Origin of the sequence: Roseisolibacter agri (assembly GCF_030159095.1) — a bacterium.
Lineage (GTDB): Bacteria > Gemmatimonadota > Gemmatimonadetes > Gemmatimonadales > Gemmatimonadaceae > Roseisolibacter > Roseisolibacter agri.
On sequence record NZ_BRXS01000004.1, the window covers coordinates 405,453 to 427,947 of the forward strand.

A 22,495-nucleotide genomic window follows, 5' to 3' on the forward strand; every position below is an offset into this window, starting at 1 on the left:
CGCACCCATGGCCCGCCGCATCCTCGTCGTCGACGACGAACCCGGCATCCGCAGCGCCCTCGGGCAGCTGCTCGAGTACGAGGGCTACGACGTCCGCACCGCGTCCAACGCCACCGAGGGGCTGAGCGAGTACGAGCGCTTCCGCCCGCACCTGGTGTTCATGGACATCAAGATGGCGGGCCTCGACGGCCTGGAGGCGCTGCGGCAGCTGAAGCAGTCCGACCCGGGCGCGCTGGTCGTCATGATCAGCGGCCATGCGACCATCAAGACCGCCGTCGAGGCGACGCAGGCGGGCGCCTACGACATCCTCGAGAAGCCGCTCGACACCGATCGCATCCTCGTGCTGCTGCGCAACGCGCTGGAGCACGTGGACCTCGCGGCCGAGAACCAGCGCCTGCGCGAGACCATCGAGACGCGGTTCGAGATCGTCGGGAAGTCGTTCGTCATCCGCTCGCTCACCGACCAGATCGAGAAGGTCGCGCCGACGCCCGCACGCGTGCTGATCACCGGGGAGAACGGCACGGGCAAGGAGCTGGTCGCCCGCGCGATCCACAAGCACTCGCCCCGCAAGGCGAAGCCGTTCGTGGAGGTGAACTGCGCCGCCATCCCGTCGGAGCTGATCGAGTCGGAGCTGTTCGGCCACATGAAGGGCTCCTTCACGGGCGCCGTGCAGGACCGCCCCGGCAAGTTCGAGCAGGCCGACACGGGGACGCTCTTCCTCGACGAGATCGGCGACATGAGCCTGAACGCGCAGGCGAAGGTGCTGCGCGTGCTGCAGGACGGCGTCGTGACGCGCATCGGCGGGCAGCGGCCGCTCAAGGTCGACGTCCGCGTCGTCGCCGCGACAAACAAGGAGCTGGAGGAGGAGATCGCGAACGGGCGGTTCCGCGAGGATCTCTACTACCGGCTCAACGTCGTCCCGCTGCGTGTGCCGCCCCTGCGCGAGCGGCGCGAGGACGTGCCGCTGCTGGTGCGCCACTTCCTGGCGCTCCTGGCGCGCCAGGACGGCCTGGCCCCGCGCGAGATCGAGGACGCGGCGCTGCAGCGGCTGGCGGAGCTGGAGTGGCCCGGCAACGTGCGCGAGCTGCGCAACACGGTCGAGCGGCTGCTGATCCTGGCGTCGGGGCCGCGCATCACGCTCGGTGACGTGGAGCGCCTGGTCGGGCGTCGGGCGCTCGAGTCGGGCGGGCTGGGCGCGCTCACCGACATCGGCACGTTCGAGGAGTTCAAGTACGCGGCCGAGCGGGCGTTCCTCGTGGCCAAGCTGCGGCAGTACGACTGGAACGTCTCCGAGACCGCGCGGGCGCTCGACATGCCGCGCTCGAACGTCTACAAGAAGATCGAGCGCTACGGGCTGAAGCGCGAGGAGGCGTGAGCCTCGCCTGACGATTGCTCGAACGGCCGACGGGCGGCGGGTACGCTTGACACCCGCCGCCCGTCGGCGCGTACGTCCCCGTGGCCACGCGGCGGCGCGGGGCCGCGACCCTCACCCCTCTGGGATGTCGAACCGCGACTGGGACAAGGAGCTGGCCGAGATCGACCGCCGTCTGGCCTCCGTGCCCGACGAGCCCAAGGCCCCGGCGCGGCCCGCGCCGCCCGCCATGGCGGCGCCGACCGCGCCAGCTGCGGGGGCAGCCTCCGCGGCTCCCGGACGCCGCCTCGGGACGCCGGCGGAGGCCCCTGGCCGCCGCTCGATGCGCACCCAGCTCGCGCTGCTCCTGCGGCTGGCGTTCGGTGCGGCGGTGGTGGCGGCGCTCATCTACTGGCCGTACCCGTCGCGCTGCGGCCTCGGGCTGGGGTACTACCTCGCCCTGGTCTCCGTCCTCGGCCTCGCCGGCCTCGCGACCAGCGTCTCGGCCTGGCGACACCGGGCGGCGTTCGTCCACGCCCTCGGGATCGCGATGATCGTCGGCGCCGGCGTCCTGGGCGCGCGTGAGGTGCTGCCGAAGGTCGGCTACGCCTTCCCCACGCCGACGCACCCGGCGTCGTGGGCCTGCGGCTGACGCGGTCGCGTCAGCCGCAGGAGGCGGGCGCGCTCAGCGCCCGCGCTTGGTCCAGATCGCGACCACGCCGCAGCCGCCGCCGCCACCCGCGCCCATGAACTGCGCGGGCACTGCCGCGGCGCCGTTGTAGATCTCGACGCCCGCCACGTCCGTGGGGCGCACCAGCTGGTCGAGGTCCGTGGCGCCGTCAAATACGCGCATGCCGTCCACCCAGACGTCGGGCGCGCAGCCCCCACGGCCCTGGATCGCGTAGCCGAACCCCGTGCCGTTGGGGACGACCGAGATGCCGGGCGTGGTGCGCAGGGCGTCGGTCATGACGATCGGGCTGCGCTTCGCGAGGTCCTCCTCGGTGAGGAAGCGGCCCCCCATCCCGCGCTTCGCCCGCTCGGAGAAGCCCGTGAAGTCCTTCTGCAGCTTCGTGCGGTCCGCCTGCACGACGACGCTCTGGAGCGTGTTGAGGCGCTCGTCCAGGACGACGCCGACGCTGCCCGTGCGCCGCGCCGCGAGCGTCACCGGCACGCGCTTGGGGGCGTAGCCGATCGCCCGCACCTCGAGCGCGTAGGTGCCCGCGGGGAGCCCGCTGAGCGCGAAGTTGCCGGCCTCGGTGGTCGTGCCCATGACGTCGCTGCCCCAGAGCTGCACGCGGGCGCCCTGCAGCGGCCGGCCGTCGCGGGTGCGCACGGTGCCCGTGAGGCCCGCGTTGCCGCGGGCCACCGTGATGGGCTGCTGCAGCCGCCCCTCGCGCGCCGCGGCCGTGTCCGGGAGCACGACGGTGATGACGCTCGTGGAGTCGCCGAGGGCGAAGTCGCGCCGCGTGAGGCTGCGCGGGGGCAGGTGCAGCTCGATCAGCCCACCGCGGCGCTTCGGCGCCTCGGCGTTCGCCACGAGGTCGACGTCGGCCGGCAGGTCGCAGACGAGGTAGCCGCCATCGGGGCGCACACGGACGGGGAGGCGGCGCTTCACGTTGCGCACGCCCTCCTCGCTGATCCGCATCTCCGACCACGTGATGACGATCTTCGCCTCGGGGATCGGGTCGCCGTCGTCCGCGTCGCCGACGCTGCCCAGGAGCACCGCGCGGTCGGAGGGCGCCTGCGGGCAGACCTTCGCGCGCACCGCGAGCGGACCCGGCGTGCCGAGGTCGAGGCGCGCCGCCGTGTCCGGCATGATCTGGACGAGGTGCACCGGCGGCTCGATCCCGAGGGCGTCGAGCGTGGGGTGGAAGAAGCCCGCGAGGTAGCGCCCGGGCTTCACCGCCGGGATGCGCCACCGCCCCGTCGAGTCGGAGACCGCGGTGTGCGTGATCGTCCGGTCGGCCTCCGCGGCCAGCTGCACCGTGGCGCCAGCGAGCGGCGCGCCCGCGACGCTGTCCATGACGATGCCGCCGACCGGAAGCGGCCGCGCCGAGTCGGCCGGAAGTGGCGGCGGCGCGGTGCGGGCCGGCGTCGCCGGGCGCGCGACCGGGCCGGTGGGCCGGGCCGTGCCGCCGAGCGTGCCCGGACGGGGCTTGGCCTGGCCGAGGGCGAGCGACGGCGCGAGCGCGAGGAGGCTCGCCGCGAGGGCGACGAGCGGTCGCCGGGCGGTGCGGGAGGCGGTGGGGTGGGTGGAGCGAGGCACAGCCAAACGGGAAGGAGGAGGGCCTGATGGATCAGCGCTTGGTCCAGACGATGATCGCGCCGCAGGCGTTGGCGGAGACGCCGCCGAACTGCGGAGGGACGGAGCCGAGCGCGGTATAGATCTCGATCGCCATGACGGACGCCGGCGTCACGAGCTGGTCGAGATCGTTGGCGCCCTCGACGACGGGCGTGCCGTCGAGGTAGACCGTCGGGACGCAGCCGGCGCGGCCTCGGACGATCTGCCCGAAGCGCCGCCCCGGTGCGACGCGGATGCCCGGCGCCGCGCGCAACACGTCGCTGACGTATAGCGGGGCGCGACGCTCGAGCTCCGCCGGCCCGAGGAAGGTACCACCGGCGGAGCGCCGGCGACGCTCGGCGAACTCCTCGAGGAAGCGCGACGAAGAGCTCCGCTTGCCGCGCACCACGACCGACGAGAGCGCGGTGGCGCGCTCGCGGAGCGCGACGGACACCGTCGCGGCGCGCCGACGCGTGAGGTCCACGGCGACGCGCACCGGCGCGAAGCCGAGGGCACGGACGTCGACGCCGAACGTCCCGCCGGGGAGGGAGTCGAGGGCGAAGGTGCCGGCGGCGCCCGTGGTCGCGCCGCGGCCGATGCCCGCGACCGAGACCTGCGCGCGCGGGAGCGGCTTGCCGTCGGGGCCCACCACGGTGCCCTGGAGCCGGGCGCCGCCGGCGACGCGGACGCCGGCGGGCGAGGCGGTCGAGTCGGTCGCGACGGCGGCCTTGGGCCCGTCGGCGACCGCCGCCGTGGCCGAGTCGCCGAGGAGGAGGTCGCGCCGCACCAGGCGATGCGGCGGCACCTGCAGCTCGACGAGTCCGCTGCTTCGGCCGGGGGCCGCAGCGTCCAGCTCGACCGGGGTGTCGGTCGGTACGCCGCAGGCGAGGTACAGTCCGCCGCCGCGCGCGGCGACCGGGACGCGTCGCTGCACGTTACGGATGCTCCCCTTTTCGATGATCACTTCGCGCCACCCGACGGACAGTGTCGCGCCGGCGATCGGATCCTCGGAGTCCGCGTCGCGCAGGACGCCCACGATGCCCCCCGTCGAGTCGCGCCCGGTGGTCGGTCCGCAGAGCAGCCCGAGCATGCGCTCCGGACCCGGGATGCCGATGTCGAGGCGCGTGACCGAGTCGCCCTGGACGAGGACGCGGAAGGTCGGCGGCTCGATCTCCAGGGCGTCGAGCGCGGGGTGGAAGTAGCCGGCGAGGTAGGTCCCCTGCGGCACCGAGTCGAGCTGCCAGCGGCCGGCCGAGTCGGCGACGGCGGTGCGGGCGGGCGCGCCGGGCGTGGACTCGGACGCGAGCTGCACGACGGCGCCGACGAGCGGGACGCCCGACAGGCTGTCCCAGGCGACGCCGACGAGGCGGAGCGGGCGGCTGGCAGGAGCGGCGGGCGGCGGCGACTGGGCCGACAGGCGCGACGTCGGCAGGGCGAGTGCGCCGAGCGCGCACAGCGCGAGCGCGCCGGCCGTCGGGGCGGCGCGGAAGGGGCGGCGAGACATCGCGAGGGGCAGGGGTGGACGCGGACCGCCGTCGGACAGTCGTCGACTACCCCTCGGCGCCCGTGCAGGTTCGTACCGGGCGCAGCGACGGGCAAGCGTGGAGGCGCGCGCTGCTAGATTGCGCCTCGCGGCGCCTGATCGGCGACGCACGACCACCACCGTCCTCCCGGGCACATGACGACCTTCCAGAACTTCATCGCCGGAGCGTGGTCCGCTCCCTCGACCGGCGAGTACTTCGACAACGTGAACCCGGCGGATGCGCGCGATCTGGTCGGGCGCTTCCCGAAGTCCGGGCGTGACGACGTGGAGCGCGCGGTGGAGAGCGCGTGGCGCGGCTTCGCGGTGTGGAGCCGTACGCCGGCGCCGGCGCGCGGCGACGTGCTGCGCCGCGTGGGCGATCTGCTGTCGGCGCGGAAGGAGGAGATCGCGAGCCTCATGACCCGCGAGATGGGCAAGCCGCTGCAGGAGACGCGCGGCGACGTCCAGGAGGGCATCGACACCGCGTACTACGCGGCCACCGAGGGGCGCCGGCTGTTCGGGCACACCGTGCCGAGCGAGCTTCGGAACAAGTGGGCGATGACGTACCGCCGCCCGATCGGCGTGTGCGGGCTGATCACGCCGTTCAACTTCCCGCTCGCGATCCCCACCTGGAAGGCGTTCCCCGCGCTGCTGTGCGGCAACGCGGTGATCCTGAAGCCGGCCGAGGACGTGCCGCTGACGGCGACCGTGCTGGTGGAGGTGCTGCTGGAGGCCGGGCTGCCGCCCGAGGTGATCCAGCTCGTGCACGGCATGGGCGAGACGGTGGGCGCCGCGCTGGTCGAGCATCCGCGCGTGCCCGTGATCTCGTTCACCGGCTCGACGGAGACGGGGAGCATCGTGGGCGCGGAGTGCGGGCGCCGCCACAAGCGCCTGTCGCTCGAGATGGGCGGGAAGAACGCGCAGATCGTCCTCGACGACGCGAACCTCGACCTCGCGCTGGAGGGCGTGCTCTGGGGCGCGTTCGGCACGACGGGGCAGCGGTGCACGGCGACGAGCCGGCTGATCGTGCAGGCGGGCGTGCACGACCGCTTCGTGTCGATGCTCGAGTCGCGCGCGAAGGCGCTGCGGCTGGGCGACGGCCGGAAGGCGGGCACCGACGTCGGGCCGCTCATCCACGCCGCGTCGCGCGAGAAGGTGGAGCGCTACGTCGAGGTGGGGGCGGAGCAGGGCGCCGAGCTCGTGACCGGCGGTCGCCGCGCGACGGGCGAGGGGCTGGAGCACGGCTTCTTCTTCGAGCCGACGATCTTCACCGGCGTGACCGCGGGCTCGCGGCTGGAGCAGGAGGAGATCTTCGGGCCGGTGCTCTCGGTCGTGCGCGTGGCGGACGCGGACGAGGCGTTCCGCGTCAACAACGGCGTGCGGTACGGGCTCTCGTCGAGCCTCTACACGCAGGACCTCAACATCGCCTTCCGCGCGATGCAGGAGCTCGACAACGGGATCACGTACGTCAACGCGCCCACGATCGGCGCCGAGGCGCACCTGCCGTTCGGCGGTGTGAAGGAGACCGGCAACGGGCACCGCGAGGGCGGCTGGGAGGTCTACGAGTTCTACTCGGAGACGAAGGTCTGCTACGTGGACTACTCGGGCACGCTGCAGCGCGCGCAGATCGACAACTACTGAGGGAGCTGCGTGGCCTGTGCTGCGTGCGGCGTGTCCGGCGCCGGGACGCCTCGCACGCAGCACGCAGCACGCAGCACGCAGCACGCAGGCGATCGTGACGCCCGGGTGACGGCTTCGTCCCTTTTCGGGTCTGTACCGCGGCGTCCTTGCGCCCCTGTCGGGCCACAGTTAATTGGATCTGGTCGCCCCCCGCTTTCCCGCCTCGCCAGCCGTCCGCCCGCTCATGGATCTCGGGACTGGAGCACTGCCCTCGGACGCGGCGTCGCCGGCGATCGTGGCGGGCGCCGCCACGGGCGTGGTTCCGGGCATGGCTCCTGGCCTGCTGCCCGTGCGCGACGTGCCGCGGGCATCGGACGCGGCCCGCGCGGCGGCGCTGGACTCGATCAACCGCAGCTCGTCGCTGCGCCTCGGCTGGCTCTGGGAGTGGGCGAAGATCTTCCAGTTCGCGGTCGTGCTGTTCCTGCTCGTCCGCGCCTTCCTGGTCGAGGCGTACAAGATCCCCAGCGGGAGCATGGAAGGGACGCTGCTGGTCGGCGACTTCCTGCTGGTGAACAAGCTGGTCTACGGCGCGGAGGTGCCCCTCACGGGACAGCACCTGCCGCGCCTTCGTGCGCCGGCCCGCGGCGAGGTCGTGGTCTTCCAGTGGCCGTCGGACACGCGGAAGAACTTCGTGAAGCGCCTGGTGGGGCTGCCCGGCGACACGCTGGCGATGCGCGGCGGCACCCTGTACGTGAACGGCGAGGCGCAGGAGGAGCGCTACGTCACGCACACGGAGCCGGGCACCGATCCGACGTACGAGGACTTCCGCTGGCAGCGCGGCCACGTGGTGCGCACCGCGTCGGCGGCGGCACCGGCGGCGGGCTTCGACTCGCTCGATGCGGCGGGCGCGATCGCGGGCGCGGAGCGGAATCCTGGCGACCATCCGTCCCGTAACAACTGGGGACCGCTGATCGTCCCTGCGCACAGCTACTTCGTCCTCGGCGACAACCGGGACAACTCGCTCGACAGCCGCTACTGGGGTTTCGTGCCCGATTCGCTCTTGCGGGGTCGCCCGATGGTCGTCTATTACAGCTACGCTCCGGACAGTGCCCGTCGCATGGCCTGGCTGACCGCCGTTCGGTGGTCTCGGCTGGGCGTGCGTGTGCGATAGATCGCCGAAGCTCGCGTCGCGCGGGGACTGCTGGTCCTCGCGACCGTGAACGGGCGGCCGCCTCCCTCGCGACCGCCGACCTGCCCGCAGGGCGTCCCACGCTGCGCGACGAGGCGCGGCCGGACGGAAGCATCGAGGTTCGAGGAGCAGGCCCCCCATGGCCGTCCAAGGCGTCCCCCGCAAGCATCACGGTTCCGAGGAAGGGTCTCTCGACCAGTACCTCCGGGACATCAGCGCCTACCCGCTCATCTCGCGCGACGAGGAAGCGGAGCTCGCGCGACGCATCCGCGTCGGCGACCAGGGCGCGCTCGACAAGCTGGTGCGCTCGAACCTGCGCTTCGTCGTGTCGGTCGCGAAGAAGTATCAGAACCAGGGCGTCTCGCTCTCGGACCTGATCAACGAGGGGAACCTCGGGCTCATTCGCGCCGCCCACAAGTTCGACGAGACGAAGGGGATCAAGTTCATCTCCTACGCCGTCTGGTGGATCCGGCAGGCGATCCTGCAGGCGCTGGCGGAGCAGTCGCGCATCGTGCGCGTGCCGCTCAACCGGGCGGGGACGCTGCACCGCATCGGCAAGCGCGCCAACACGCTCCTCCAGGAGCTGGGCCGCGAGGCGACGCACGCCGAGATCGCCGAGGGGATGGAGCTGAGCGAGGAGGAGGTGGCGAAGACGATGGCCATCTCGCAGGGCCACCTCTCGCTCGACGCGCCGCTCACGCCGGGTGAGGACAACCGCCTGCTCGACTACCTCGCGGACGACGTCTCGGCGCCGCCCGACGAGCAGACGTTCGAGAAGGCGCTGACCGAGGCGATCGAGGAGTCGCTGGCGAGCCTGAAGGAGCGTGAGGCGAAGATCCTGCGCCTCTACTTCGGTCTCGACGGCGAGGAGCCGATGACGCTCGAGCAGATCGGCGCGCTGCTGGGCATCACGCGCGAGCGGGTGCGGCAGATCAAGGAGAAGGCGCTGTCGCGGCTGCGCCACGTCTCGCGGGCGCGCGCGCTGGAGTCCTTCCTCGGCTGACGGCCGATGGCCGACGGCGCGCGGTGGCGCGCCGTCGGCGTGGTTTCCCTCCGGTTCCCCCACGCGCGGTCGGTCGATCGCCGATCGCGCGTCTCCCTCCCCGGCCGCACCCTCCTCTTCCAATCGAGTCGTCGCCCGGTGCCGCGCATGGCGATTGCGCGGGGACGCGGACCGTTCCGTCTTCGGACCGTGTTCGGTGTGACCGCTGGTGGGCGCCGCAGGTATGGTGGGCGCTCGGTGACGCGCGCCGCATCGGTGATGAATCCTCCGCCCGTCTCGATCGTCCCGGTATGTCGGCCGCAGGCAGCGTCGCATCGCGCAGGAAGTCCCGGGCATCGTGCATGATGCCAAGCTTGACAATCGGGACCTCCGGGCTAGGTTGCGGCGACCGTGCCACAGTGTCCCCTCGTGGGGCGAAGTGTGTCCTTCCGCAAGGAGGTGCCTTCGACGACGAGTTCTGTGAGAACGCGCAGCAGTGCAGGCAAGACCCCATTGGCATCTGGGGCGTCGACGTGACGGGCATCGCCCCGCTGCGCCGACGCGCTGCGTGTGATGGGGGCACGATCGCAGGACGGCTCAATCGCAGGATGCACGACCGCAGCACCGCACGACGCAGGTGATCCACGCAGGTGCAGTACCCCTCCCGAGGGCAGCTCGCCCTCAACGTCTCCTGAAGCAACAGAGGATCTAACGAATGAGACTCGTCAATTGGCGTTCGCTCGCCATCGGCGTCGCGGGGCTGAGCCTCGCGGCGTGCGGTGACGACGTCAGCGTCATCCAGCCGCAGTCGCAGCTGACGGTGAACCCGTCGTCGGTGACCTGCCAGCAGGGCCAGCAGGTCGCGATCGGCGCGTCGCTGAACCCGTCGGTGACGGGCGCGACGTTCACGTACACGGCCAGCGGCACCGGCGTCACGGTCGCCGGCAACGGCGCGACGGCGACGATCACCTGTAACACGGTCGGCGCGTCGTCGGTCACGATCACGTCGGGCAACCAGACGTTCACGCTGCCGGTGACGGTCACGCCCGGCTCGGGCGGCGTCACGGGCGTCATCATCACCCCGTCGGCCGCGTCGGTGACGGTCGGTGGCACGGTGACCCTCTCGGCCACGGTCCTCGGCTCGGGCACGCTGCCGGCCGTTCGCTACCGCTCGGCCAACACGGCGATCGCCACGGTCGACTCGATCAGCGGCGTCGTCACGGGCCGCGCGGTCGGCTCGGTCGCGGTCTTCGCGAGCCCGGCTGGCAACACGGCGGTGACCGCCTCGGCCACCATCACGGTCGTCGGCGCCGGTCAGATCGTCCAGTCGATCTCGGCCAACCCGTCGGTCGTCGCGCTGCAGTCGGGTCAGACGCAGCAGGTGACGGCGAACGTCACGCTGCAGCCGAACGCGCCGGCTGGCGCCTCGCGCGCGGTGACCTACACGTCGTCGAACAACGCGATCGCCACGGTCTCGTCGACGGGCCTCGTGACGGCCGTCGCGAACGGCTCGACGTCGATCATCATCCGCTCGGTCGCCGACACGTCGTTCACGGTGGCGGTCCCGGTGACGGTGACGGCGCCGGCGCCGGTCACGATCACGATCGCGAACGTGACGACGCAGACGACGAACCAGCTCGTCGACATCACGCAGCCGATCGGTACCGACTTCGCGAACGTCGGTAACAACAACACGGGCTCGATCTTCGTCACGCTGAACCTCGATCCGGGCGCCGCGCGCGTCTCCCGCGTCGACGTGTTCCTCGCGCCGGCGGCCAGCCCGAACGACACGACGAACCGCGTCTGCAGCCAGATCTTCTCGGCCACGGCCGCGGAGGCGCTGCGCATCGCGCAGGTCAGCTCGTCGGCGGACGTCCAGCCGATCACGTGCCCGATCAACCTCGCGGCGTTCGACACGCTGACGGGTATCCCGGGCATCCGGAACGGCCAGGCGGTCCTCCGCGCGCGCGTCACGGGCACGTTCCCGGGCACGACGCAGTCGGCCACGCAGATCGCGCAGTTCACGCAGACGCTCCAGATCCGCAACCTGAGCGGCTTCTTCGTCCGCGTGACGAACACGCCGTCGGCGGCGCAGGCGGCCGTCAACGCGCGCGGCACGGCGCAGGGCCCGGATGGCCGTAACTGGCTCGCCGGCTCGCTGACGTTCACGATCCTGCCGGTCTCGTTCGAGGCGCCGGGCACGGGCAACAACCTGACGCCGGAGATCACCGTCACGCTGACGGACAACACGACGGCGTTCGGTCCGCTCTCGCGCACGCAGACGGTCACCGCGTCCACGACGGGTGCGACGACCGTGACGTTCCCCGGCCAGACGGCCACGCAGCCGGGCGGCATCGCCGCGGGTGCGGCCGGCACGACGGCGGGCAACATCACGCCGCGCTCGCTGACGGCGTCGGCGTCGTTCCAGAACATCGACGGTTGGACGTCGGGCCCGGGCAACGCGGGCAACCCGGCCGGCACCACGGTCTCGGTGAGCGGCATCGGCTTCAACACGACGGCCGCGTTCCAGACGCTGTCGGCCCAGGTCAACGGCGCGATCCAGCCGCTGAACACGGGCGCCCAGAACCAGTTCCCGGGCTCGTTCCAGCTCAACATCGACAACACGGCGCCGCAGCCGGCGACGTCGTTCAACGTGCTCGCCGCGAACTTCACGGCGATCCCGGGCTCGCAGGTCGGCTTCATCGGCGGCGCGTTCAACGTGAACGACCCGGCGGTGACGTTCGCCAGCCGTAACTTCGGTCCGACGTTCGCCGGTGGCGTGACGGTGAACAACGACTTCGGCGGCGTGGACCGCGTGACCACGACGTACTTCGCGCAGCTCATCGCGAACCTGTCGTCGCTCACGGCTGCGAACGTCTTCACGGGCGGCACGCAGTTCTCGAACGGCTCGCAGCTCGCGGCGGCGAACCAGAACACGGCCTACGCGGCGATCGCCCGCTTCACGGACGTGCTCGGCAACAGCCGCAACCAGCTCGTCGAGCAGGGCGCCATCACGCTCGACGCGAACGGCCAGATCGCCGCGCAGGGCACCCCGGTGACCTTCGGCGTCGACCTGTCGGCTCCGACGATCTCGGTCCCGAACGCGTCGACGATCAACGGTGTGGTCGTCAACGCGGCCAACCAGGGCACGGCCCCGAACTCGATCAGCCTCGCGTACTCGGACGACATCGGCTTCGGCGCGACGCCGATCCAGGTGCTCGGCACGCAGATGCGCCGCGCGAACGAGAACCCGGCCAACGGCGTCAGCACGTACTGCTTCACGGGTGTCGACGGCGCGGGCAACGCGGTGTTCAACACCCAGAGCACGGCCCAGACGGGTCTGGCTTGCGGCTTCGTCTCGATCGCCGGGACGGCGGCCATCAACCTGAGCAACACGGCGACCGGCCAGTACGACTTCCGGATCCGCACGCGTGACCAGGCTGGCAACCAGAGCACCGAGGTGAACGTCACGCGCTACGTCGACATCATCCAGCCGGTCGTGGGTGGTGTGTCGCTGCCGCAGACGCTCACGGGCAACGCGCCGGCCACGTTCACGACGGCCGCGACGGACAACCTGGAGCTCGGCTCGGGCTACGCCCAGATCGCCTACGCGGCGAACGCGGCCTACGGCACGGGCAACTTCCAGATCAGCTACACGCAGTCGCGCGTCACGCTCGGCTCGCCGTTCGGCACGATCACGGCGTCGGTCAACAACTCGATCGCCCTGAACGTCCCGTCGTTCATCCGCTCGGTCACGTTCGCCACGGGTGGCGTGCCGGCCGCGGTGAGCACGGCGAACCTGGCCCAGGCCATCGTCGCGGTCGTCGACGACGCGGCTGGCAACCAGGGCTCGCAGTCGGTGAACATCCCGCAGGCGAACATCTCGCTCGCGAACTTCGGGACGGGTGCGGCGGCTGGCACCGGTGCGAACATCTTCGACACCGGCAACCAGACGTCGGACATCAACGGCTTCGCGCTGACGTTCGCGAACAACGCGGCGGCCTTCCCGAACCAGCTCTCGCTGGGCGCCACGACCAACGCGCCGACCACCGGCACGTTCTCGGTCACGACGACGGGTCAGGTCAACGCCTTCATCAACCCGTTCGTCCGCGTGGAGCTCTACTACGCGCAGGTCGGCGGCCAGGCGACGTACCAGTTCCTCGGTACGGCTCCGGTGGGTATCGTGACCGACGTGCCGGCGAACGGCGCGACGGGCCGCACGATCACGTCGAACTTCGTCTTCACGCCGGTCGGCACCGCGCTCGCGCGCGGCGTGACCGCGAACACGTCGGTCCAGTACAACGTCATCGCGGTCGGCATCACGGCCAACGGCGACGCGCTGGTCTCGGCGCCGGTGACGGTGACGGTCATCCAGTAATCCCTCGCGGGATCGCTGAGTGACGGGGAGGGGCCCCGCCTTCGGGCGGGGCCCCTCTTCGCATCCCTGCCTTCCAACGACGAGCCCCCGGGCGCCACATGGCACCCGGGGGCTCGTCGTTCACACCGTCGCCGCGTCGTTCGGCGCTCGTTCACGCGCGGCGCCGCCGGGCGCAGCGGGTGGCGACGGCCCTGGCCCGCGGATAGCTTGCCGCCCGGGCGCCTCGCGTCGTGACGCCGCCGTCACGGCCGTTCGAATCGACAACGCCACAGCCAGCCCGCCTCGCGTGCCTCCGCAGCACTCCTTCGACGTCACGACCTCGGTCGACCTCCAGGAGGTCGACAACGCCGTCAACCAGGCGCAGAAGGAGGTCGGGCAGCGCTACGACTTCAAGGGCACGATCACCGAGATCGACTTCTCGCGAGCCGAGGCACACATAGTGCTCCGCGCCGCGAGTGACTTTCACATGCAGGCGCTGTTCGACGTCCTGCAGACGAAGCTGATCCGGCGTGGTGTGCCCGTGAAGAACCTCGACGTCGGGGAGCTGCGGCCCGCCGGTGACGACACCGTGCGCCGCGAGGTACGACTGAAGATGGCGCTCGACGCCGACACCGCCCGCAAGGTGGCCGCGGCGGTGAAGGCCGCGAAGCTGAAGAAGGTCCAGGCGAGCATCCAGGGCGAGCAGGTGCGCATCACCTCGCCCTCGCGCGACGAGCTGCAGGAGGTCATCGCCCTCCTCCGCCGCGAGGACTTCGGCGTCGAGCTGACGTTCGGCAACTTCCGATGATGCTCCGATGATGGCCGCCGGGAGTGGCGCGAGGATGCGCCGCGCCCGGCGCCTTACGGTCCCGTTCCGAGCTGGCGGCAGGACGGGCACTTCCACACCCCGCCACCCGAAGCACCCATGCGCCTGATTCGTCGTCCCTTCGTGGCGAGAACGCTCGCCCCGCTCGCCTTCGCGCTCGTCGCGGCGGCGTGCGACAACTCGTCCGAGCCGAGCACGCCCAGCGCGGTCACCTCGGTCACCACCAACCCGATCGCGGCCCAGGCGCGCGGCGTGGTGCCCGTGACGGTGCGCGTCACGGCCTCCAACGGCCGCGCGCTCGCCGGCCAGACGGTGACCTTCACGGTCGCCGGCGGCGGCGGCGCCGTCGCCCCGGCCACGGCCACCACCAACGACGCCGGCGACGCCACGACCCAGTGGACGCTCGGCGGCACGGTCGGCGTCCAGACGCTGAACGCGCAGGTGGGCAGCCTGACCCCGCTCACCATCACGGCGAACGTCACGGCGGGTGCGCCGGCGAGCGTCGCGGTGTCGGCCGGCAACACGCAGACCGGCGCGGTCAACTCCGCGCTCGCCACGCGCCCGGCGGTCGTCGTGCGCGACGCGGCGAACAACCCGGTCGCGGGCGTGACGGTCAACTTCACCGTCACCAGCGGCGGCGGCTCGGTCCCCGCCGGCACCATCATCACCGACGCGTCGGGCGTGGCCACCGGCCCGCAGTGGACGCTCGGGCCGACCGCGGGCGCGCAGACGCTGCAGGCGACCGTCCTCGCGAACGGCGTGACCGGCAACCCGGTGACGTTCACGGCGACGGCCACCGCGGGCGCGCCCTCGCAGATCCAGGCTACCCCGGCGACGCAGACGCAGACGGCGACCGCCGGTGCGGCGCTGGCGAGCGCGAACCTGCCCTCGGTCACGATCCGTGACGCGGCGGGCAACCCGGTGCCGAACGTCGCGGTGACGTTCGCCATCACGGGCGGTGGCGGCACGGGCACCGGCCTGACGGCGACGACGAACGCGCAGGGCGTGGCCACCATCGGCGGCTTCACCCTCGGCAACACGGCGGGCCCGAACACGATCACGGCGACCGCCGCCGGCGTCACCGGCAGCGCGACGTTCGTCATCAACGGGACCGCCGGCACGGCGGCGTCGGGCACGGTGGCGAGCGGCAACAACCAGGCGGTGCGCGCCGGCAGCACGCTGCAGGTCGGCCCCAGCGTCCGCGTCGTCGACCGCTTCGGCAACCCCGTCTCGGGCGTGACCGTGAACTTCGTCGTCACCAGCGGCGGCGCGAGCCTGCTCGGCGCGACGCAGACGACCAACGCGCAGGGCATCGCGACGGTCGGTGGCGTGACGCTCGGCGCGACGCCGGGCACCGCCACGATCGAGGCCCGCATCGCGGGCGTGACGACGCCGGTCGTCTTCACGGCCGTCGGCTTGGCCGGCGCGCCGGCGAGCATCACGCTCGTGAGCGGCGACTCGCTGACCGTGCAGGCGTTCAAGACGGCGACCGCGCCGTTCGTCGTGCAGCTGCGCGACAGCGCCGGCTTCCCGGTGCGCAACGCGACGGTGACGTTCACGATCGCGCAGGGTGGCGGCGGCACGCTGTCGTCGCAGACGGTGCAGACCGACTCGCTCGGCAACGCGCGCGTGACGTACACGGGCACGGGCATCGTCGGCACGACGACGGTCACTGCGGCGGTCGCCGGCTCGACGCTGACGCCGGTCGTCTTTACGGTGACGACGGTGCCGAACACGCCGGCGAGCGTGACGGCGACCACGCCGACGACCGTGACGGCCACCGCCGGCACCGTCGTCGCGAGCAGCCCGACGATCGTGCTGCGCGACGCCTCGGGCGCTCCGGTGCCGGGCGTGCAGGTGCTCTTCAACACGATCGGCGGTGGCGTGCAGTACCCGGTCGACACCACGGACGCGCAGGGCATCGCCAGCGCCGGCCAGTGGCAGCTCGGCGGCCAGCCGGGCGAGTACGTCGTCTCGGCGGTCGTGTCGTACCCGGGCGGCAACATCGCCGGCAACCCGGTGCGCTTCACGGCCAACGCGATCGCGGTGCCGACCAACATCGTCATCACGAAGAGCGCGGGCGACGCGCAGACGGCGGTCGCGGGCTCGATCCTGCCGACGCAGCCGGCGGTGCTCGTGACGTCGAACGGCGCGCCCGTCGCCGGCGTGACGGTGCAGTTCATCGCCAGCGGCGACGGCGTCGCGACGCCGATGTTCGTGCAGACGGACGCCAGCGGCATCGCGCGCACGTCGTGGCGCCTGCAGACCGGCGCCGGGCCGAACTCGCTGTCGGTGGTCGTGCCGGGCACCAGCGGGTCGGTCGTCTTCACGGCGACCGGCCAGTGATGCCCTAGCCCTCGCCGAGGGCAGGCCACGCGACGGGGCGGCACCGAGAGGTGCCGCCCCGTCGTGCTTTCGTCGCGTGCGGTGGCGCCTTGCCCGACGACTCGTGGCGGGCCAGCTTGCGCGGACGGGCAGGCGCGCGACGTGGTGTGCGGTCCGACGTTCCGCTCGGTCGCACCGTTCGATGTCACAGCTCCGCTCCGTCTCCGGACGCCTGCTCGCGGCACTGCTGCTCCTGACCGTCGCGGCGTGCGACGACGCCGAGATCCGGCCCGACTACCGCCTGGCGTCGAATCCGGCATCCGTCGCGATGAGCGTCGGTCAGCAGGTCGCGGTCGGCGTGCGCTGGGAGGGCCAGCCGCTACCCAACGCGGTCGTGACCTGGCGCGCGTCACCCGACTCGATCGTCGGCGTGGTCATCGGCGCCGGCGAGGTCGCGACGCTGATGGGGCGGCGAGCCGGCGCCACCGTCGTGACGGCGACGGCGACCGACGGACGCCAGCTGGTGAGCGCTCCCGTGTCGGTGACGGTCGCTCCGCGCGCATGCCAGCTGGGCGGCATCATGGTGTCGCCAGCGGCGGCAGCGGTCGTCGTCGGGGGGCGCGCCCACTTCACCGTGCCGCTGGTGCCGCCGCCGCCCTGCGGGTCCGCGGATGGACGCGTGGACTTCCGCATCGTGGATACGACCGTGGCATCGGTCGACACGCTGGGATCCGTGACGGGCCGCCGGATCGGCGTCACGACGCTGCTGGTCTCCCCACGCGGGAACCCCGGTATGACCGCGGCGGCGACCATCACCGTGGTCGGCGGCGGCAGCATCGATCCGACCCCTGTCGTCACGCCGAGCATGGTCGACGTCGTGGTGGGGGACACCGTGCGTCTGCGCGGCACGTTCCCGCGGTTCCCGAATGCTCCCACGGGATCCTCGGAGCTGCACTACCGGAGCGCGGACACCACCATCGTGACCATCACTCCCGACGGCCTGCTGCGAGCCGTACGGGTCGGTCAGACGCACGTGCGCGCGATCGCGGTCGCCGACAGCGCGTACTGGACCGCGGTGCCGGTGACGGTCCGCGCGCCCTGAGCCGCCGGCCATGCCGCGGAGCGGTTGAGCACGCGCGCGAAAACGGCTAAGTTGCGGATCCACCGCGACTTCCGGACGAGATCGGCAGCCTGCCGGTCCCGTCCGGCCCCGCCTGCTGCCGGTCCCGCCTTGAAGGTCGCCCTCCTCACCCTCGGCTGCGACAAGAACACCGTCGACTCCGAGCGCTACCTCGCCCAGCTCGTCGCGCACGGCGCCACGCCCACCGACGACGCGTCGGAGGCCGAGGTGATCCTCGTCAACACGTGCGGGTTCATCGACGCCGCCAAGCAGGAGTCGATCGACGCGCTGGTGCAGGCGGGGCAGCTGAAGATCGACGGCGCGTGCCAGGCGGTGGTCGCGGTGGGCTGCATGGTCCAGCGCCACAAGCAGGAGCTGGTGGAGGCGCTTCCCGAGGTCGATCTCTTCCTCGGCGCGTCCGACGTCGATCGGCTGGTGCCGGAGCTGGCGGCGCGCGGCGTCATCGCGCCCGATCCGATCGCCGAGCATCCGGGCGTGCGCCAGTACGCGGGCGACCTGCCGCACGTGCGCTACCTCAAGGTCAGCGAGGGGTGCGACCACGGCTGCGCCTTCTGCGCGATCCCGCTGATGCGCGGCAGGCACCGCTCGTTCTCGGGCGAGGACGTGGTGCGCGAGGCGCAGCTGCTGGAGCTGCAGGGCGCGCGCGAGATCAACCTCGTGGCGCAGGACCTGGCGCACTACGGGCGCGACCGCCGCGACGGCGTCCGCCTGCCGGAGCTGCTGGAGGCGCTGCTCCGCGAGACGTCGGTGAGCTGGTACCGCAACCTGTACCTCTACTCGACCGGCATAACGCCGCGGCTGCTCGAGGTGATCGCGGGCAATCCGCGCATCGTGCCGTACCTCGACATGCCCATCCAGCACGCGAGCGACGCGGTGCTGACGCGCATGCGGCGCCCCGAGCGTCAGCGCACGATCCGCGAGAAGGCGGCGCGCTTCCGCGAGGCGGTGCCCGGCGTCGCGATCCGCACGACGTGCATCGTCGGCTTCCCGGGCGAGACCGAGGACGACTTCCAGCAGCTGCTCGACTTCCTGGAGGAGACGCGGTTCGACCGCGTGGGCGCGTTCACGTACTCGCCGCAGGAGGGCACGCGCGCGTACGACCTGCCCGACGACGTCCCCGAGGTCGTGAAGCGCGAGCGCCTGGAGCGCCTGATGGAGCTGCAGCGCGAGATCACGGCCGAGCGCTACGAGGAGCGCATCGGGCGCGTGGTGCCGGTGCTGGTGGACCGCGCGGCGACCGACGAGGAGCCGGCGATGACGCGCGCGCCCTGGCAGGCGGACGACGTGGACGGCGTCACCTGGGTGGACACGGACGCGGCGCCCGGCAGCTTCGTCGAGGTGGAGATCGACGAGGTGGTGGACGACTACGACTTCGCGGCCACCGCACGTCGGGTGCTCGACGCGCCGGCGCCGGCCGCGCGGCGGTCGCGCGCCCTGCCGATGGTGGCGGTCGGCTCGTCGGTGGGTAGCTTCGGGCGGTGAGCCCGCGCTGAGCGTACGTCGAGCACGGGGCGGGTAACCGCCCGCCGATCACGGTCGTCCCTCCCGCTGGACCCCTCCAGCAACGATCGATGCCACACCACCCCCACCCGCGGCCGGCGCAGCGCGCGCCCTGGCGCCGCGTCCGCCCCCAGTCGCCGTCCCGCCGCCTGACTGCGGCCCTGGGCGGAGCCTGCGCGACCGCGCTGCTGACCGTCGGCCTGCTGCAGGGGTGCGCCCAGCGCGCCGCGGCGCACGGGGCCTCCGCGCGTCGTGCGCCGGCCGCGGCTCGCCGCGACGAGGGGAGCCGCATCGTCCGCATCGCGCTCGCGGTGGGCGCGGCGTCGCCGCGCATCGCAGCCACCGGCGAGTGGCGGCTCTCCGACGCGAGCGGGCGCGCGGTGCTCGCGCGGGCGACCGACGGCGCCGCGTGGACCTTCGAGCGGCAGGGCGCGATGCTGCGCGCGGTGGGGCCCGACGGCAACGCGTCGGTGTGGCGTGAGGGGCCGCTGGTGGCACGCGCGGTGGGGCTGGGCGCGGCGCTCTCGGTCGGCGGCAAGCGGTATCGTGGCGAGCTGCGGGTGTACGCGGCCGACGGCGGCGGCGTCACCGTCGTCAACGCGCTCCCCATCGAGGAGTACCTGCGCGGCGTGGTGCCGCTGGAGCTCAACGCGTTCGCGCCGGCCGACGCGGCCGCGCTGGAGGCGCAGTCCGTCGCGGCGCGCAGCTACACGTACAGCCGGCTCGCCGAGTACCTGCCGCGCGCGCAGGCCGAGGCGCGCGCCCGGCAGCCCTACGACATGCGGGCGACCGTCGCCGATCAGGTCTACGGCGGCATGGACGCCGAGCGCCCCGCGTCGGACCGCGCGATCCGCGCGACGGAAGGATTGGTGCTGCGCTACGGCGGATCCGTCGTGTCCGCGCCCTACTACTCGGCGTGCGGCGGCGCGACCGCGGCCAGCGTCGAGGCCTTCGGGCCGAGCCAGGAGCCGTACCTGCGCAGCGTGAGCGACCGCATCCCGGGCACGGACCGCCACTACTGCGACGCGGCCCCGCGCCACCGCTGGACGCGCGAGTGGGACGCCGACGGGCTGCAGGTGGTGCTCGAGCGCTACCTGCGGCGCTACGCGAGCGGCGAGGCCGCGCGCGCGGCCGGCGCGCCGGTGGGCGTCGTGCGCGCGCTGCAGGTGCAGGGGCACAGCGAATCGGGGCGCGTCGCGGCGCTGGCCGTCTCCACGGACGGCGGACGCTACGTCGTGCGGAGCAACGACATCCGCTACGTGCTGCGCTCCGTCGGTGGCGAGATCCTGCCCAGCACCTATTTTTCCGTCGATGCCGCGGTCGACGGCGACGGCCGCGTGTCGCGCCTGACGCTGCGGGGCAGCGGGAACGGCCACGGCGTCGGCATGTGCCAGTGGGGCGCGATCGGACGCGCGCGCGCCGGCCAGGACTTCCGCACCATCCTCCGCACGTACTATCCAGGGACCTCGGTTGAGCCAGCCGAATGACCGTGCGCGCGCCGGCCGTCGCGCCGGCGCGCGCACGGTCGTCGGCATCGCGGCGGCGATCGTCGCGCTGACGGCGGGACGGGCCGCCGGTGCGCAGACGCCGGTGCCGGCCACACCGCCCGCGCCGCGCGACACGGTGCGCGCGGACTCGGTGCGCGCGGACTCGATCCGCGCCGCGCGCGCCGACTCGCTGCGACGCGCCCCCTCCGACTCGGCCGCGCGCGACAGCGCGGTCGCGCGGGCGATGCGCGCGGGGCGCATGGGCGGGTCGGTGTTCGACCAGGTGGGCGTCGACCGGCTGCGGCTCTCGACCATCGGCGCATCGATCGGCATCGCGCTGCCGCGCCGCGTGGAGCCCACGCAGCTGTACGCGGTGTACGCGGACTACGGCGAGATCGCGCGCGGCGTGCGCGTGGTGTTCGAGACGTCGTACTGGACCTCGCGCTACACGGACGCCGAGGTGCGCGGGCTGGAGCGGGCGATCGGACGCGCGGTCGGCACGGACACGCTGCACTTCGGCCGCATCCGCACGTCGGACCTGACGCTCGCGACCGACGTGCGCTTCTTTCCGGGCGAGCGGCGCGCGGCCCGGCGCGGCGCGCGCGGCGACGCGGCGGTGCTGCGGCCGTTCGTCGGCGGTGGCTTCGCGCTGCACTTCCTCGACATCGAGGGCGTGCCGATCAACGATACGTTCGTCGAGCAGTCGCTCGACGGCGTGGGACTCGGCCTCGCCGCGACGGCGGGGCTGGACGTGGCGCTCCTCCCGAACGTGAGCCTGACGATGCACGCACGGTACGACCTGTTCAGCGGCGCGCACTTCGCGTCGCTGCGCGGCGGCGGCAGCTACCGCTTCGACGCCTCGAGCGCCACGAGCGCGGCGCGCGCGCTGTTCGCGCCACGGGGGCGTCGATGACCCAGCCGCTCCGACTCGCGGTCGCCGGCTGCGGCGCGATCGCGCAGCTCGCGCACCTCCCGGTGCTCGCCAAGATGCGCGGCGTGCAGCTGGTCGCGCTGTGCGACAACGAGGGCGCCCGCGCGCGCGCGCTCGCCGACCGCTTCGAGGTCCCCGACGTCTTCACCGACCTCGAGGAGCTGCTCGAGGCGGACTCCGTCGACGCGCTGATCGTCGCGACGCCCAACCACCTGCACGAGCCGCACGTGCTGAGCGCGCTGCGCGCCGGCGTCGACGTGCTGTGCGAGCGCCCGCTGGCGCTGACGTCGCGCGGCGTGGAGCGCGTGCTGGCCGCGGCGCAGAAGAGCGGGCGCAAGGTGCTCGTGGGGAACAACCACCGCTTCCGCAGCGACGTGCAGGGGCTGTCGCGCTTCGTGAGCACGGGCGAGCTGGGACGCGTGGTGGGCGTGCGCGCGGGCGCGTACGCGCCGCGCCCGCCGCAGGGCTGGCGCCAGCGGCGCGCGGAGGCCGGCGGCGGCGCCTTCCTGGAGCAGGGCTTCAACCTGCTGGACCTCGCGCTCTGGCTGTCGAACTTCGCCCAGCCGGTGCGCGTCTCGGCCCACATGACGCGCGGCCGCGGCGCCAACGCGGTCGAGGAGACGATGCTGGTCGGGCTCGAGCTGGAAGGCGACCTCGCCGTCGGGCTGGACGTCTCGTGGGCGTACGTCGGCGAGCGTGAGCGCAGCTGGTTCGAGGTGCTGTGCTCGCGGGGCAGCGCGCGACTCGCGCCGCTGCGCGTGGTGAAGGAGCTGAACGGCCGTCCGGTGGACGTGTCGCCGTCGGGCGCGTCGGCGCGCGACAGCGCCTTCCTGCAGTCGTACCGCAGCGAGCTGGCGCACTTCGTCGCGGTGCTGCGCGGCGAGACGCCCTACGAGCCGCCGACCGACCAGGTGATCGTCGCGCGCGTGCTGGAGGCGATCTACAAGGCCGCGGACGAGCGCAAGGAAATCCGCCTGTGAGGC

Annotated in this window: 15 protein-coding genes; 13 read left to right on the top strand and 2 right to left on the bottom strand. The window is 72.8% G+C overall.

The annotated features are described in order from the left end of the window. Positions 1–7: 7 nt before the first annotated feature. Both rosag_RS14000 and rosag_RS14005 read left to right on the top strand, forming a co-directional pair. Positions 8–1,375, top strand: coding sequence for a sigma-54-dependent transcriptional regulator (locus rosag_RS14000; protein ID WP_284350765.1), 1,368 nt, complete (start codon positions 8–10; stop codon positions 1,373–1,375). 124 nt (positions 1,376–1,499) lie between these two features. Further along, on the top strand, positions 1,500–2,003 hold the full coding sequence (locus rosag_RS14005) for a hypothetical protein (RefSeq protein WP_284350766.1): 504 nt from the start codon (positions 1,500–1,502) through the stop codon (positions 2,001–2,003). Positions 2,004–2,036: 33 nt separating this feature from the next. On the opposite strand, the gene rosag_RS14010 is transcribed toward rosag_RS14005, so the two are convergent. Together rosag_RS14010 and rosag_RS14015 are read right to left on the bottom strand one after the other, a co-directional pair. Further along, positions 2,037–3,617: a carboxypeptidase regulatory-like domain-containing protein gene (locus rosag_RS14010; RefSeq protein WP_284350767.1), complete on the bottom strand. Its 1,581-nt coding sequence runs from the start codon at positions 3,615–3,617 to the stop codon at positions 2,037–2,039. A gap of 31 nt (positions 3,618–3,648) precedes the next feature. Next, a complete protein-coding gene (locus rosag_RS14015; RefSeq protein WP_284350768.1) occupies positions 3,649–5,136 on the bottom strand; it encodes a carboxypeptidase regulatory-like domain-containing protein in 1,488 nt (495 codons plus the stop codon). Between the two features lie 174 nt (positions 5,137–5,310). Here rosag_RS14015 and rosag_RS14020 point away from each other — a divergent pair, with 174 nt between their 5' ends. The 11 genes from rosag_RS14020 to rosag_RS14070 all read left to right on the top strand — a co-directional run bounded on the left by rosag_RS14020 (position 5,311) and on the right by rosag_RS14070 (position 22,492). Continuing rightward, entirely contained in the window at positions 5,311–6,795 is a 1,485-nt protein-coding gene (locus tag rosag_RS14020; protein ID WP_284350769.1) for an aldehyde dehydrogenase family protein, read from the top strand. Positions 6,796–7,102: 307 nt separating this feature from the next. Beyond that, positions 7,103–7,945: a signal peptidase I gene (gene lepB, locus rosag_RS14025; protein ID WP_284350770.1), complete on the top strand. Its 843-nt coding sequence runs from the start codon at positions 7,103–7,105 to the stop codon at positions 7,943–7,945. A gap of 157 nt (positions 7,946–8,102) precedes the next feature. Further along, positions 8,103–8,966 (top strand): sigma-70 family RNA polymerase sigma factor, encoded by an 864-nt coding sequence (locus tag rosag_RS14030; RefSeq protein WP_284350771.1) that lies wholly within the window; start codon positions 8,103–8,105, stop codon positions 8,964–8,966. A gap of 694 nt (positions 8,967–9,660) precedes the next feature. Further along, on the top strand, positions 9,661–13,323 hold the full coding sequence (locus tag rosag_RS14035) for a beta strand repeat-containing protein (RefSeq protein WP_284350772.1): 3,663 nt from the start codon (positions 9,661–9,663) through the stop codon (positions 13,321–13,323). 286 nt (positions 13,324–13,609) lie between these two features. Then, entirely contained in the window at positions 13,610–14,110 is a 501-nt protein-coding gene (locus tag rosag_RS14040) for a YajQ family cyclic di-GMP-binding protein (protein ID WP_284350773.1), read from the top strand. A 141-nt stretch (positions 14,111–14,251) separates the two neighbouring features. Continuing rightward, positions 14,252–16,474, top strand: a complete 2,223-nt coding sequence (locus rosag_RS14045; protein ID WP_284350774.1) for a beta strand repeat-containing protein — start codon at positions 14,252–14,254, stop codon at positions 16,472–16,474. A gap of 181 nt (positions 16,475–16,655) precedes the next feature. After that, the gene (locus tag rosag_RS14050) at positions 16,656–17,555 is read left to right on the top strand and encodes a hypothetical protein (RefSeq protein WP_284350775.1); all 900 of its coding nucleotides are present in this window, start codon (positions 16,656–16,658) and stop codon (positions 17,553–17,555) included. Between the two features lie 129 nt (positions 17,556–17,684). Continuing rightward, entirely contained in the window at positions 17,685–19,076 is a 1,392-nt protein-coding gene (rimO, locus tag rosag_RS14055) for a 30S ribosomal protein S12 methylthiotransferase RimO (protein WP_284350776.1), read from the top strand. An 89-nt stretch (positions 19,077–19,165) separates the two neighbouring features. After that, positions 19,166–20,581 carry a SpoIID/LytB domain-containing protein gene (locus rosag_RS14060; protein WP_284350777.1) on the top strand — a complete coding sequence of 472 codons (1,416 nt, stop codon included), beginning with the start codon at positions 19,166–19,168 and terminating at the stop codon, positions 20,579–20,581. Continuing rightward, positions 20,565–21,494 (top strand): hypothetical protein, encoded by a 930-nt coding sequence (locus rosag_RS14065; RefSeq protein ID WP_284350778.1) that lies wholly within the window; start codon positions 20,565–20,567, stop codon positions 21,492–21,494. The genes rosag_RS14060 and rosag_RS14065 overlap by 17 nt, the downstream gene beginning before the upstream one ends. After that, positions 21,491–22,492, top strand: coding sequence for a Gfo/Idh/MocA family protein (locus rosag_RS14070; protein ID WP_284350779.1), 1,002 nt, complete (start codon positions 21,491–21,493; stop codon positions 22,490–22,492). Before rosag_RS14065 ends, rosag_RS14070 begins: the two co-directional genes overlap by 4 nt. The last annotated feature ends 3 nt before the right edge of the window (positions 22,493–22,495 follow it).